This window comes from Mycobacterium sp. SMC-4, assembly GCF_050205565.1.
GTDB lineage: Bacteria > Actinomycetota > Actinomycetes > Mycobacteriales > Mycobacteriaceae > Mycobacterium.
Window position 1 is genome coordinate 134,030 of record NZ_JBNMQU010000011.1, and the last position, 12,423, is coordinate 146,452.

The 12,423-nt window shown below is 68.8% G+C and carries 14 protein-coding genes and 1 pseudogene; 10 read left to right on the forward strand and 5 right to left on the reverse strand.

All coding sequences use genetic code 11. From position 1 onward, the window contains the following. Positions 1-59 precede the first annotated feature (59 nt). From ACQI46_RS19515 to ACQI46_RS19530, 4 genes are all read left to right on the forward strand, one after another. On the forward strand, positions 60-2,093 hold the full coding sequence (locus ACQI46_RS19515; protein ID WP_427095689.1) for a heavy metal translocating P-type ATPase: 2,034 nt from the start codon (positions 60-62) through the stop codon (positions 2,091-2,093). 81 nt (positions 2,094-2,174) lie between these two features. Next, positions 2,175-2,783: a TetR/AcrR family transcriptional regulator gene (locus ACQI46_RS19520; protein ID WP_427095690.1), complete on the forward strand. Its 609-nt coding sequence runs from the start codon at positions 2,175-2,177 to the stop codon at positions 2,781-2,783. Positions 2,784-2,816: 33 nt separating this feature from the next. After that, on the forward strand, positions 2,817-3,770 hold the full coding sequence (locus ACQI46_RS19525) for an oxygenase MpaB family protein (protein WP_427095691.1): 954 nt from the start codon (positions 2,817-2,819) through the stop codon (positions 3,768-3,770). Between the two features lie 9 nt (positions 3,771-3,779). Beyond that, positions 3,780-4,208, forward strand: coding sequence for a thiol-disulfide oxidoreductase DCC family protein (locus ACQI46_RS19530; RefSeq protein WP_427095692.1), 429 nt, complete (start codon positions 3,780-3,782; stop codon positions 4,206-4,208). On the opposite strand, the gene ACQI46_RS19535 is transcribed toward ACQI46_RS19530, so the two are convergent. The 3 genes from ACQI46_RS19535 to ACQI46_RS19545 are packed head-to-tail and all read right to left on the reverse strand — an operon-like array spanning position 4,205 to position 6,606. Beyond that, on the reverse strand, positions 4,205-4,891 hold the full coding sequence (locus ACQI46_RS19535) for a pyrimidine reductase family protein (protein ID WP_427095693.1): 687 nt from the start codon (positions 4,889-4,891) through the stop codon (positions 4,205-4,207). The genes ACQI46_RS19530 and ACQI46_RS19535 overlap by 4 nt on opposite strands. Positions 4,892-4,894: 3 nt before the next feature. Beyond that, positions 4,895-5,392, reverse strand: coding sequence for a flavin reductase family protein (locus ACQI46_RS19540; protein WP_427095694.1), 498 nt, complete (start codon positions 5,390-5,392; stop codon positions 4,895-4,897). A gap of 44 nt (positions 5,393-5,436) precedes the next feature. After that, positions 5,437-6,606 (reverse strand): MFS transporter, encoded by a 1,170-nt coding sequence (locus ACQI46_RS19545; RefSeq protein ID WP_427095695.1) that lies wholly within the window; start codon positions 6,604-6,606, stop codon positions 5,437-5,439. A 17-nt stretch (positions 6,607-6,623) separates the two neighbouring features. Between ACQI46_RS19545 and ACQI46_RS19550 the strand changes: the two genes are divergently transcribed. Then, complete coding sequence (locus ACQI46_RS19550; protein WP_427095696.1) at positions 6,624-7,232, forward strand: TetR/AcrR family transcriptional regulator; 609 nt, start codon at positions 6,624-6,626, stop codon at positions 7,230-7,232. On the opposite strand, the gene ACQI46_RS19555 is transcribed toward ACQI46_RS19550, so the two are convergent. Beyond that, the gene (locus ACQI46_RS19555; RefSeq protein WP_427095697.1) at positions 7,186-7,998 is read right to left on the reverse strand and encodes an adenylate/guanylate cyclase domain-containing protein; all 813 of its coding nucleotides are present in this window, start codon (positions 7,996-7,998) and stop codon (positions 7,186-7,188) included. The two genes, ACQI46_RS19550 and ACQI46_RS19555, sit on opposite strands and share 47 nt — an antisense overlap. 152 nt (positions 7,999-8,150) lie before the next feature. Between ACQI46_RS19555 and ACQI46_RS19560 the strand changes: the two are divergent. The 3 genes and pseudogenes from ACQI46_RS19560 to ACQI46_RS19570 all read left to right on the forward strand — a co-directional run. Next, positions 8,151-8,330 (forward strand): annotated as a pseudogene (locus ACQI46_RS19560) (hypothetical protein); the annotation flags it as partial. 12 nt (positions 8,331-8,342) lie between these two features. Further along, positions 8,343-9,557, forward strand: a complete 1,215-nt coding sequence (locus ACQI46_RS19565; RefSeq protein WP_427095698.1) for a cupin domain-containing protein — start codon at positions 8,343-8,345, stop codon at positions 9,555-9,557. Beyond that, the gene (locus tag ACQI46_RS19570) at positions 9,554-10,468 is read left to right on the forward strand and encodes a sucrase ferredoxin (RefSeq protein ID WP_427095699.1); all 915 of its coding nucleotides are present in this window, start codon (positions 9,554-9,556) and stop codon (positions 10,466-10,468) included. Before ACQI46_RS19565 ends, ACQI46_RS19570 begins: the two co-directional genes overlap by 4 nt. Here the strand turns inward: ACQI46_RS19570 and ACQI46_RS19575 are convergent. Then, positions 10,425-11,510 carry an FAD-dependent monooxygenase gene (locus tag ACQI46_RS19575; protein WP_427095700.1) on the reverse strand — a complete coding sequence of 362 codons (1,086 nt, stop codon included), beginning with the start codon at positions 11,508-11,510 and terminating at the stop codon, positions 10,425-10,427. The two genes, ACQI46_RS19570 and ACQI46_RS19575, sit on opposite strands and share 44 nt — an antisense overlap. An 88-nt stretch (positions 11,511-11,598) precedes the next feature. On the opposite strand from ACQI46_RS19575, the gene ACQI46_RS19580 reads away from it, so the two are divergent. Together ACQI46_RS19580 and ACQI46_RS19585 are read left to right on the forward strand one after the other, a co-directional pair. Then, entirely contained in the window at positions 11,599-11,919 is a 321-nt protein-coding gene (locus tag ACQI46_RS19580; RefSeq protein WP_427095701.1) for an ArsR/SmtB family transcription factor, read from the forward strand. Positions 11,920-11,928: 9 nt separating this feature from the next. Then, complete coding sequence (locus ACQI46_RS19585; RefSeq protein ID WP_427095702.1) at positions 11,929-12,420, forward strand: SRPBCC family protein; 492 nt, start codon at positions 11,929-11,931, stop codon at positions 12,418-12,420. Positions 12,421-12,423 lie beyond the last annotated feature (3 nt).

The following is a 12,423-nucleotide window of genomic DNA, read 5'->3' on the forward strand; positions in this document are numbered from 1 at the left end:
GCCCAGCGGTTAGCGTGGTGGCCACGCGGATACGCACTCGGCAGCGCCGAAGGAGCGCCATGGCACACCTGCACCACGAAGAGTCGTTGGCCATCGAGCCCGATCACGACGAGCACGCCGGCCATGCGCACCATGGCGACCACGTCGCGGAGTTCCGGAAACTCTTCTGGCTCAACCTGGTAATCGCGGTACCGACCGTCGCGTTCTCGGGCATGTTCGCGATGCTGCTCGGATACGACGTCCCCGATTTCGCCGGTGCCCGCTGGATCGCCCCGTTGCTCGGCACGGTCATGTATGTCGTGGGCGGTCGACCATTCCTGACCGGGGCGGTCGGCGAGATCCGTTCGCGCAAACCGGGAATGATGCTGTTGATCGCGCTCGCCCTCACGGTCGCGTTCCTCGCGTCGTGGGGCGCGAGCCTGGGTTGGTTGCACCACGAGCTGGAGTTCTGGTGGGAGCTGGCGCTGCTGGTCGTGATCATGCTGCTCGGCCACTGGGTCGAGATGCGCTCGCTGGCACAGACGACCTCGGCGCTCGATTCGTTGGCCGAGCTGCTGCCGGACGAAGCCGAAAAGGTCGTCGGTGAGCACACGGTCACAGTCGCGCCGGCTGATCTTCGGGTCGGGGACGTCGTGGTGGTCCGCCCCGGCGGCAGCGTGCCCGCGGACGGGCGGATCGTCGACGGCGTCGCGGACATGGACGAGTCGATGGTGACCGGCGAATCCCGTCCGATCACCCGCGGCAGCGGCGAGATGGTGACGGCCGGGACGGTCGCGACCGATTCCGGATTGCGGGTGCAGATCACCGCCATCGGCGACGACACCACACTGGCCGGCATCCAGCGTCTGGTGGCCGAGGCGCAGAATTCGTCATCGCGTGCCCAGCGCCTCGCGGACCGGGCAGCCGGATGGCTGTTCTGGTTCGCGCTGGCGTCCGCCGCGATCACCGCCGTGGTGTGGGCCGTCGTCGGCGATCCCGACGCCTCCGTGGTGCGCGCGATCACGGTGCTCGTCATCGCCTGTCCCCACGCGCTCGGTCTGGCCATCCCGCTGGTGGTGTCCATCGCCACCGAACGGGCAGCGCGGGCCGGCGTGCTGATCAAGGACCGCCTCGCCCTGGAGAGCATGCGCACGGTGGACGCGGTGCTGTTCGACAAGACCGGCACCTTGACCAAGGGAGAACCCGTGGCCACCGCGGTACGTCCGGTCGGCGGCGTCGACGCTGATACGGTGCTGGCGCTGGCGGCATCCGCCGAAACCGACAGTGAGCACCCTTTGGCGCGGGCGATCGTCGGAGCCGCGCGCGATCGCGGGGTGGTCGTGCCGGGTGCGAGTGGCTTCGCGTCCTCGCCCGCGGTCGGTGTGACCGCGACCGTCGACGGACACGAGATTCGGGTGGGTGGTCCTCATCTGCTCGCAGAACTCGGCGTGCAGGAAGTCAGCGCCGCCGCGGAGTGGCGAGAAGAGGGGGCCATCATCTTGCATGTCGTCCGCGACGGCGTGGTGATCGGTGGGCTCAGCCTGGCCGACGAAGTGCGACCGGAGTCCCGTGCCGCGGTCGAGTCGCTGCACGGCCTGGGCATCGAGGTTGTCATGATCACCGGTGACGCGGCAGCTGTCGCGAACGCCGTCGCCGGTGCACTCGACATCGACCGGGTGTTCGCCGGCGTCCGGCCGGAAGACAAAGCATCGAAAGTCGCTGAGCTGCAACGGGAAGGCAAAAAGGTCGCGATGGTCGGCGACGGCGTCAACGATGCACCCGCGCTGGCGCAAGCCGACGTAGGTATCGCGATCGGCGCCGGCACCGATGTCGCGATCGCCTCAGCCGGGGTCATCTTGGCCAGTTCCGACCCGCGTTCGGTGCTTTCGGTGATCGAACTGTCGCGTGCCGGCTACCGCAAGATGACCCAGAACCTCTGGTGGGGCGCCGGATACAACCTGATTGCCGTGCCCCTGGCCGCCGGCGTCCTCGCACCGGTCGGGTTCGTCCTGCCGATGTCGGTAGGGGCCGTCCTGATGTCGTTGTCGACCATCGTGGTCGCACTCAACGCGCAGCTCCTGCGCCGACTCGATCTCCGTCCGTCAGCGATGTGACCCGGGCTCGCAGCATGACGCGGATGGACGTTGCGGTGCTCTTCGGCTGGCCTGAGATACCAGCGCGGTAGCCTGCGCGCCATGGCTGAGAACGACAGTCAGTGGCGGGGCACCTCGCCCGAGGAACGTTCCGAGGACCGTCGCGACCGTCTGCTGACGTCGTGCCTGGAGTTGGTCGGCTCCGACGGCGCCGGCGCCCTGGCGGTGCGGGCGGTCTGTCGTCAGGCCGGCGTCAGCCACCGGTACTTCTACGAACTGTTCGCCGACGTCGACACGCTTCTGGTCGCGACCTACGAACGCGCGGTGGGGGAGCTGCTCGCCGGCGTCACTGCGGCGATCCCGGAGGGCGGTGACCCGTCGACCGCGCTGCGCGACAGCTTCGACGCCGCCACCGACTTTCTGCAACGCCACCCGCTGCAAGGCCGGCTCATCTTCTCCGAAGCGCTGACGCACGCCCGCCTCCGCGACCGGGCCGTGCAGGTGCTGCCCGGATTCCTGCGCGCGGTGTACGGCGTGGCCGTCGCCCCCGGTCACAGTGGGCCCTCAGAGCTGCAGACCATGATGCTCGCCGGCGGTCTGGCGGCCTTGTTCACCGAATGGCTCTCGGGGACAGCAAGTTTCACCCGACGTGAATTGGTCGCCTATTGCACCTCGGCGACGGTGGCGCTGCTGTCCCTCGACGCCGGTTGACACGGACACCGTCACCGGACACACTCGTGTCCCATGTCGATGGAACGGTTCGAGCGCCCTGAGGGCTTCTTTGCGCCGGACTCGGTGACCTGGGAGGTACTGACGGCGCCGGCGACCGCGTTGATGATCGCGCAGATCACCAACCTGCTGGAGGTTCCGCACCTCGACTTCCAGGCGGTGCTGCTCGACCACGATCCGCTGTTCCCGACCAACGCCAAGCGGCAGCGCGGACGGCGGCGGGCCCGCCGCAAGGACGGGCACTTCCACGACCGTCTGCGCCGCACGTTGAGCGTGCCGCTGCCGATTGTGTTCGGCGACAGCGACTCTGCCGTGGCATGCGCCAAGCGCCTTGTCGACTACCATCGCCCGATGTCCGGTGTCGGTCCGGCTGGACCGTACTGTGCCACTGCTCCGGAGGCAATGCTGTTCGCCGCGGTCACCATCGCCCACGCCGCGCTGCTGGCCTACGAACGGTTCGCCTTTCGCGGCGGGCGTCCACCCCGGCGCCTCGACCCACCGCGCCGGGACCGGTACTTCGCCGAGATGGCACAGCTGGCTGTGTTGATGGGCGTGCCCGCCGAGCAGGTACCCATCACCAGTGCGCAGGTGGCTGCGTATTACGCCGCCATCAGCGACAAGTTCACCACGCACCCGGGTTTCCGCGTGGCGCAGATGAAAACCGCTGCAGCGCTGATGATTCCCGACGGGCGCAGCGACCTGATGCGGACCCTTGCGGATCTGGTCCTGATGGGCAGCGCACTGGTCGCCTACGCGGCCTTGCCGCGCCCATCGCGTCGGCTGCACCGGCTGCCGGCGGTCGGCGACCCGGTCCTGGGGGCGCTCCGCCTGGCGAGCCTGCCGCTGTTCGCGCTGCTGAACATGCCGGCCATCGGGCAGACAGTGCTGCGCTGGTATCTGGGCGAAGCCGACACCGCGATGCTGGCCGCCGCGCGTCGGCAGATCCACTGCGGTGATCCGCGCGCGTAGCGTGGAGGGATGAGCGAGCAACCTCCGGTGCTGCTGTACGACGGGGTCTGCGGGGTGTGCAACACCGCGGTGCGGACGATTCTGCGCTTCGACCGCCGGGGCACGTTGCGTTTCGCTGCTCTGGACAGCGACTTCGCGCGCGACGTACTCGCGCGGCATCCGCAACTGCAGGGTGTCGATTCGGTGGTCTACGTCCGCAATCCCGGCCGGCCCGATGAACGGGTGGACATCCGGACGGCCGCGTTGTTGCAGGTGGCGCAATACCTCGGCGGCTACTGGAGGCTGACGCTGGCCGCCGGGGTGATTCCGTCGGGCCTCCGGGACTGGATGTACGACCGGTTCGCCGCATTCCGGTATCACGTTGGTGGACAGTACGATACGTGCCCAATCCCGCCACCTGAGGTGCGCAGCCGCTTCCTCGACTCCGCGTACGGCTAGCGCTGCCGCGTGTACTTCAAGTACAGGTAGTCGGCGTGGCTGAGCACGTGCTGCAGCGTCATGGGGCGAGGGTGCTCGAGCGCCTCACTGCCGTGCCCGATGTCCTGGACACCGGCCATCGTCGGTGACAGCGTCACGCACAGTTCGTCGATGACGTCCGCGGCTGCCATCGCGTCCAGCAGCGTCGGACCGCCTTCGCACAATATTCGTTCCAGACCGCGTCGGCGGAACTCCGCGACGGCGACGGTGACGTCGACGGTGTCGTCTCCGGCGACCAGGATGTCGCGGCGGTCATCAGGAGTGAGTCCCTGTTCGGCCACCGCACGCTCGGTGGTGACCAGAATGTGGCGCTGGCCGGGGTCGGCGAACAGGGACTCCGGCAGTGCGCCGGACCGGCTCACGACGGCGATGGGGGGCAGGGGACGCCGGGTGGTGTCACGCAGGCGCACCGGGCCGTACCGCTCGGCGCGTGCGGTGCCGGCGCCGACGAGCACCACGTCGGAAAAGCCGCGCAGTTCGCGGAGCAACGCCTGGTCGAGGGGCTCGGACAGCGGCCCGGCGCGTCCGGCGAAGGCGGCGGCGCCGTCGGCCGAGAAGATCATGTTGGCCCGGACACCCGCGGGCGGTGTGGCGTAGAAGTCGAGCAGCTGGTCGAGGTCCTCGACGGTACCGAGATGGGGCATGGGCTAAGCCTCGTGTCCCGGTTCGATGTCGCGGACGTCGGAGAAGGTGACCCAGTTGGTGACATCCTCCGGTGCGTTGCCCGCGACCGGTTCCAGAATGTGGGCCACGTGGTCGCCGACGTCGAAGCGATGCAGGATGCTGCCGACGAACCAGGCGCCGGCGGCGTCGAGGACTGGGATGCCTTCGGGCCCGTCATGCCAGTCGCACCGCGCGAATTTGTCGGTTTTGTCTCCTGTTTCGCTGCCGAACAGGCGGGCCACGTCGACGTGGTCGCGGGACACGACGTGCACGCCGAGGTGCGTCGCGTCCTGTGCGACCCGGAAGGTGCGGTTCTTCTTCGACAGCCCGATCAAGAATCGCGGCGGGTTGATGGAGGTCTGCGAACCGAAGCCGACCAGACACCCGGATCTTTCGTCGCCGGCGCGCGTGGTGACCACGAACATCGGATAGTCCAGCAAAGACACCAGCGCTTCGAACGCCTCAGAACCTGAATCGGGCATCACAGAAGTATTCCTGACGGTCCCTGTCCCCACGCGAGCAGACACTAACTCGCACTCCGGACGGCCAAATCGTGCGAGTTCGCGTCTGCTCGCGGGGAAGAGGTGGGGCGCAGCAGCAGTGTGAGGCAGCCGACGGCCGCGGCAGCGGTGAACGCGGTTGTGTATCCGAAGGATTCGGTGAGCGCGCCGGTGAGTGGCGCACCGACTGCCTGCCCGGCTGCGACCGCGAAGAACGACAGACCGACACCGAAGGAAGCGGACTCCCGATACACGCGGATGCTCCAGATCAGCAACAGCCCGGTCATGGCGATGTAGGCGGCGCCGAACACGCTCACCGCCAACAGGACCGTCGCGGACTGTCGGGTGGCCACGGCCAGCAGGACCGTCGCGGCGGCCATGGCGAGGAGCACCGCGATCCAGGCCGGCCGGAAACCCAGTCGCTGCACCAAGTCGCCGCCCAAAGCGCCGGCGACGCCGGCCGCGCCGAGCGCGATCCACGCCGCCGTCGCGAAACCGTCGGTGTGAGCAGCACTGATCACGTCACGACCGAAGTTCCAGATCGCGATACTGCCGACCCCGCCGAGGGCCGAGGCGGTCAGCAGTGTGACCGTTCCGGGCCGCAGCCAGCGGCCGAACTTCGCGCGCCGCGTCTGCTCCTGCGGGTCGCCGCGCAGAGTGACCGCCACCCATCCGGTCACGCACGCCGCGACCACCGCATACACCGCCCACGCAACCCGCCACTGATCGGTCAGCAGGTAAGCCACAGGTCCGGACGCCACCACACCCACCCCGGTGCCCGCATTGACGAACGTCTGCGCGCGGTCGGCCACGGCGCCGGTCAGCCGCTGCGCGACGGCGGCCGCCAGCGGTGGGGAGACCAGTCCTGTACTGGCACCGGCGATCAGGATCCCGACGGCCAGCACCCAGGCCGCGGGCGCCGCGGCGATCACCGCCAGGCCGATGGTCGCGACGACACCGGCGAGCACCGCGGTGCGCCGCGCGCCGATGCGGTCGGAGGCGACCAGGGCGACCACGATCGCCGCGCAGTAACCCACGTAGCTGCCCGCCCCGATCGCACCGATCGCGGTCGGGCTCAAGTGGAATTCCTCGGTGAACGTGGGCACGAACAACCCGTACGCGAAGCGCGCGAAGCCGTAGCAGCAGCCGATCAGCGCGGTGCCCGCAGCCACGAGTGAATAGAACGTTCGTTGCACTCGGCTAGGATGGCAGCATGCCGCGAAGCACGCAACCTGCCCGTGAGCGACTCCTGCGCGCGGCCGACGAACTCTTCTACACCCACGGCATCGCCGCCACCGGCGTCGACACCGTCATCGAAAAAGCCGGCGTGGCAACCGGCTCGCTGTACAAGAACTTCGGCGGCAAGGCCGACCTGGTCGCCGCGTACCTCGCCGACCGGGACCGTCGTTTCGCCGAGTTGTGGGAGGCCCACATCGACGACGCTCCCGATGCGCGTACCCGCCTGCTCGCACTGTTCGCCACGCACGAAACCTGGACACGGCAGACCGGGGCGCGGCGCGGTTGCGCCCACGTCGCCGCGGCCACCCAGCTTCCCGACGACCACGTCGGGGTGGTGGCGGCCGTCGACCACAAGCGCCGGCTGATCGACCGCCTGACCGAACTCGCCGAGGCAGCCGGCGCGTCGCAGCCGCGGGAACTGGCTCGCGACGTGGCGTTGATCTACGACGGCATGCTCAACGCACAGGCCATCGGCCTCGATCCCGCCCCGGTGGCACGAGCGCGTCGGCTGGCCGAACAGATGGTCGACGCGGCGCTCACGAGGCCACCGGATACACGGTCTGCGAACCCCGAATCCCCTTGAACTCCACCGCCTGCGGAGCGCCGAACGCCACGTCGTCGAGCCCGGCGACCGCGGACCGCACCGCCTCGCTGACGAGGATCTGACCACCGTCGGCCAGATCCGCGATACGCGCCGCAGTCGCCACGTCGAGTCCGAACAGGTCGTCGCCGCGGCGCACCGACGTCCCGACATGGACACCCATCCGCACCCGGATCCCGTCCCACCGCGCCTCGTCGGCGGACAGGGCGCGCTGCGCCTTCACACAGCAACGCACGGCGTCGGACGGTTCGGCGAACGCGATCATGAATCCGTCGCCCTGGTTCTTGACGACATAGCCGCGATGTTCGGCGACGAGCCGTTCCACGAGTTTGTTGTGGCGTTCCAGCAGCTGCACCCACGCGCGATCGCCCATCGACTCGTTGCGTTCGGTGGATCCTTCGATATCGGAGAAGACCAGGGCGACGGTCCCCGACGCGGTGATCCTCGCGAGGTCCGGACGCTCGATTCGGGCCCAACCCGCCAGATCCTCGATCGAGCTGCGGACCTGCCCGCCGATGCCCTTCCGCAGGATGGCATCGGCGGTCTGCACCGTGTTGGTCACTGCGCGGACGGCCAGCGGCGCGACCCCGATCGGCTTGCGACGCCGGCGCGGTCGGTCCTGGACACGCTGACGCTCCAGCTCCCGCCGCGTCAGTGTGAGCCGGCGCCGCGACACCATCAGCACGATGCCCAGGGTGATCAGTCCGGCGGTCTCGAGGGCGATCACGATCCACAAGGCGACGGTCATTCCGCCGATTATCGCTGCCACGCCCAGAGGCCGTTCAGCGGTGAGGTGAGCCAAGGCTTCCGTTTACCAGCCGGCCGACCGGGGAAACTCTCGCCCAGACCGCGTCCGAGCGGCCGCTCGAACCGACGCGGGTCGACGAAGGAGAGAGTTTCATGGCGATCAACGACGACGACATCACCACGACACCGGGCGGCGGCGGCGAAGGCACCGCCGACGGCGGTTCCAATCCCGAGGGCCACGACGGCGGCGCGGACGGCACCGCGGGTGGCGAGGGTACCGCTGACGGCGGCTCGAACCCGGAGGGTCACGACGGCGGGGCCGACGGCACCGCATAACACGCGCCGATGCTGAGTCGCTGCGTCGGCGTCGATCCCGCAGAGTTCGCGACGACCTACTGGGGTCGACAGCCGCTGCTCACTCGGTCCGGCGCGCTGCCCCGCGACTTCGACGACCTGCTGTCGACGACCGCCGTCGACGAGCTGCTCGCCGAGCGCGGGGTTCGCGCGCCGTTCATCCGTCTCGCCCGCGACGGCAGCGTCCTGGCTCGCGACTGCTACCTGGGTCCGGCCGGGTTCGGCGCCGAGGTCACCGATCAGGTGGACTCGGCGAAGGTCTTGGCGCAGTTCGCATCCGGGGCGTCGATCGTGTTGCAGGGCCTGCACCGGCTGTGGCCGCCGATGATCGACTTCGTGCGAGCCATGGTCGACGACCTGGGCCATCCGGTGCAGGCCAACGCTTACATCACGCCGCCGTCGAACCGCGGCTTCGAGCCGCACTACGACGTCCACGACGTGTTCGTCCTGCAGACCGCGGGACACAAGCACTGGACCGTCCATGCGCCGGTCCACGTCGATCCATTGCCGTCGCAGCCGTGGACCGATCACCGCGACGCCGTCGCACGCCGTGCCGCCGACGACGACCCGGTCATCGACACGGTGCTCTCGCCGGGCGATGCGCTGTATCTACCCCGCGGGTGGGTGCATTCGGCACGCGCCGAGGACACGGTGTCGATCCACCTGACGGTCGGGGTCTCGCCCACCACACCGCTCGACATCCTGCGTGCTCTGGTCGACCAGCTGGAAGGCTCCGAGCATTTCCGCGCCTCCCTGCCGATGGGCCCCGATCCGGCTGACCGAGACGAGATGACCGCTACCGCAACGAAATACCTTGCCGAGCTGACCGGGGCCTTACGCGACGGCATGTCAGAGCTGGGGGAGGCTGTCGCGACCCGGCTCGCGCGAGGGCACGCTGAACGCACCCGCCCGGTGGCGGTGCGTCCGCTGGCCTCCTTCGATGCCGCCGAGAACGCCGGCACCGTCGCGGTGCGCTGGCGGCACGGTCTGGTCGCCACCGTCGAGCACAGCGAGGGTCGCGTTCGTCTGCGTCTGCCTGACCGGACCATCGAATTTCCAGGTGTGTGCACCGACGCGCTGACCGCCCTACGCCGTGGGAGCGTGGTCAGTGCCGGCTCCCTGCCGGGCCTGGATGCCGCCGACGGCGCGGTGGTGATCCGCCGCCTGCTCCGGGAAGCAGTGGTCGTGCCGGTTGGTTGCCCATGACCGACCCAGTGAAGCAATTGCCCTGCAGCGACCAGTCCCTCGCGCGTGACGATCCGATACATGGCACCGCCTCAGCCGGCAACACCTGGCTGCTGCTGGAGCTCGAGGGCGCCTGGGGGCCGATGGCGTTCCTGCAGTCGCCCGGCATCATCGACCCGCAACTGGGTCGTGCGGTGGTCAAGCGCGCCGAGGCCGCCAAGATGCGCATCGCGGCGATCCGGCGTCACGGCCGGCGTTCCGGTTCCCCGCGGTGGCGCTGGTACATCGCGCACGCGGGACTGGGTGCCGAGGCGCTGTATCACGGTGAGGTGAGCGAGCCGCGGGAGTACCTGGAGCTCGCCCTCGACGGCTCGGACGGCCGGCGGGTCGACGGCCCGCTGGTCGCGGTGTGCGCGCACGGCAAGCACGACCAGTGCTGCGCGGTCCGCGGCCGCGCCGCGGTCTCTGCGATCTCCGCAGCCTATCCCGAATCCACTTGGGAATGCTCACATCTGGGTGGGGACAGGTTCGCGGCGACGATGCTCATCCTGCCCGAGGGTCTGTGCTACGGCCGCGTCGACTCCACCGATGCGGCCGGTCTGATCGCCAAGTATCTCGAGGGACGGCTCGATGACCGGTTTCTGCGGGGACGCACCTCGCTGCCCCATGCCGTGCAGGCCGCCCAGCACTACGCGCGTGGCGAATTCGGCGACGACCGCATCGAGGCCTACGCTCCGCTGGAGGTCGACGCGGGCGACGGGACGACGCGCGTCGTCCTGGCGTGTGACGGCGGCTCGGTGGAGGTGACGGTTCGCGATGTGATGTCCGAGCCGCTGCTGTCCCAGTGCAGCGCCACGGTCGCCGGCCCCGTCCGCACCTATGAACTGGTCAACATGCGACGGGCGGCTGCCAACGACTCGCCCGCGCCATGACGCCGCCGAACAGCGCGTCGGGAACCATGCGGAACGTGAGGTCGCGAAGTGGTTCGGCAACAACGCTTCTGGGTAGCGCCGCAAAAGATCCCAGCCGCGAACCCCAGTACAGTTTGAGTATTCGTCGGCGCCTGCGGTCCAACTGCTTGGACCCTGCCCGGGCCAAGGTGAGCGCATCCTCCATCGCCAGCGCCGCGCCCTGCCCGAAGGTCGGGCGCATCGCGTGGGCCGCGTCACCGATGAGGACCACGCGGCCCCGGGTGAGACGCCGTGGCGGCCGGGACTCGACCAGTTGCACCGACGGCAGCGTGTCGGTGTCGACTGCGTCGATCAATGCCGGCAGTGGATCGGGCCAGTCTCGATAGCGCGAAAGGTCGGCGTGCCCGAAGCGGGCGCCGCCCCACACGTACGTCCGTCCGTCGTGCAGTGGTAGCACTCCGAATTCCGCTGTGCTGCCCCAGATCGCGCCGTAGCCGTCGACCGGTTTGTCGGTGAGTTCTTCGACAGGTCTGTCGACGATCCACGTCCAGGCCGTGATCCCGGTCGTGCGCATGGGCCGCGCGTCGGCCCAGATCGACGCCCGCACGCTGCTGTGCGCGCCGTCGGCGGCGACCAGCAGATCGAAGCGCTGGGCCGCGCCGTCGACCTCGACGTAGCCGTCGACGGTCGCCCGGGTCACGGCAGCCGAGTACTGCACACAGTCGCCGGGCAGCCGCTCGGCGAGGATCCTGGTCAGCTCGGCGCGGGGTACGACGGCGAACTCTGCACCGCCGGCGATCTGACCGAGCGTGCTGCGCACCAGGATCCGGCCGTGACGGTTGCGGATCGTCGCCGATCGCGCGGCCCAGTCCCGGGTGTCGACGCGGTCGCGGACACCGAGCGCGTCCAGGCACGCCAATCCGTTCGGAGACAACGCGATCGCACCGCCGCCGGTGAGCGGACCGTCGGAGCGTTCGAAGACCGTGACCGAATGGCCCATCTGACGCATCGCGATCGCTGTCGACAGACCGGCGAAGCCTGCACCGATGACGCCGACCCGCATAACCGAATACTACGACGCGTCGTAGAACTAGGGAAGGGAACGGAAATATTCCTTGACAGGAATACGTCGTGGTGGTTACCGTCCGACCATGCAGTCGAAAGTCTTCGGAGCGCTTGGCGAGCCCAGTCGCCTGAGGATTGTCGAACTGCTGAAAGCCGGTCCGATGTCGGTCGGCCAGATCTCCGAAGCACTCGGTATCCGGCAACCACAGGTGAGCAAACACCTTCGGGTACTGAGTGATTCAGGGGTTGTCAGTGGGGAAGCGCTGGCCCGCCAACGCATCTACCACTTGGAAGCGGAACCGTTCGAGCAGATCGCGGACTGGCTCGAATCATTCGAACAGTTATGGGAGGCCCGGCTCGATTCGCTGGCCGGCTACCTCGACTCGATCACCGAGCACGACGACTAGGAGACCTCGATGCTGTTGCAGTTGCTCAAGCCCAAGAATCTCAACTTCGAGCGGACCTATCAGGCTCCGCTGGACACCGTCTGGCGCGCTTGGACCGACCCCGACATGCTGCGGCAGTGGTGGGGACCCGAGAAGACGTTCGTGCCGGAGTGTCGTGTCGACCTGCGCGTCGGCGGCGAGCTCTACATCGTCATGGAGGCCGGCGAGGGCATGGGCAAATACCAGGGCACCCGGTGGCCGATGGCCGGCCAGTTCACCCGAATCGAGGAGCACGCGCTACTCGCGTACGACGCCCGGTCGTGGACCGAGGGCGAAGAAGCCGGCAGCACAATCCATCACGCCAACGAGGTGACGCTGACCGAACGTGCCGGCGCCACCACCGTGACGCTGCGCGTCACCATCACCAAGATCGGCCCCAAGGCGAAGATGGCCGCGTTCGGCATGAAGTGGGGCTACAAGGCGCAGCTCGACAAGCTCGAGACGTTGCTGTCGGCTCGCTAGCCG

Excerpts from the sequence above, each read along its gene's own strand:
- ACQI46_RS19515 (WP_427095689.1), top strand. The coding sequence starts at position 60 with ATGGCACACCTGCACCACGAAGAGTCGTTGGCCATCGAGCCCGATCAC.
- ACQI46_RS19520 (WP_427095690.1), top strand. The coding sequence starts at position 2,175 with ATGGCTGAGAACGACAGTCAGTGGCGGGGCACCTCGCCCGAGGAACGT.
- ACQI46_RS19525 (WP_427095691.1), top strand. The coding sequence starts at position 2,817 with ATGTCGATGGAACGGTTCGAGCGCCCTGAGGGCTTCTTTGCGCCGGAC.
- ACQI46_RS19530 (WP_427095692.1), top strand. The coding sequence starts at position 3,780 with ATGAGCGAGCAACCTCCGGTGCTGCTGTACGACGGGGTCTGCGGGGTG.
- ACQI46_RS19535 (WP_427095693.1), bottom strand. The coding sequence starts at position 4,891 with ATGCCCCATCTCGGTACCGTCGAGGACCTCGACCAGCTGCTCGACTTC.
- ACQI46_RS19540 (WP_427095694.1), bottom strand. The coding sequence starts at position 5,392 with ATGCCCGATTCAGGTTCTGAGGCGTTCGAAGCGCTGGTGTCTTTGCTG.
- ACQI46_RS19550 (WP_427095696.1), top strand. The coding sequence starts at position 6,624 with ATGCCGCGAAGCACGCAACCTGCCCGTGAGCGACTCCTGCGCGCGGCC.
- ACQI46_RS19555 (WP_427095697.1), bottom strand. The coding sequence starts at position 7,998 with ATGACCGTCGCCTTGTGGATCGTGATCGCCCTCGAGACCGCCGGACTG.
- ACQI46_RS19565 (WP_427095698.1), top strand. The coding sequence starts at position 8,343 with ATGCTGAGTCGCTGCGTCGGCGTCGATCCCGCAGAGTTCGCGACGACC.
- ACQI46_RS19570 (WP_427095699.1), top strand. The coding sequence starts at position 9,554 with ATGACCGACCCAGTGAAGCAATTGCCCTGCAGCGACCAGTCCCTCGCG.
- ACQI46_RS19575 (WP_427095700.1), bottom strand. The coding sequence starts at position 11,510 with ATGCGGGTCGGCGTCATCGGTGCAGGCTTCGCCGGTCTGTCGACAGCG.
- ACQI46_RS19580 (WP_427095701.1), top strand. The coding sequence starts at position 11,599 with ATGCAGTCGAAAGTCTTCGGAGCGCTTGGCGAGCCCAGTCGCCTGAGG.
- ACQI46_RS19585 (WP_427095702.1), top strand. The coding sequence starts at position 11,929 with ATGCTGTTGCAGTTGCTCAAGCCCAAGAATCTCAACTTCGAGCGGACC.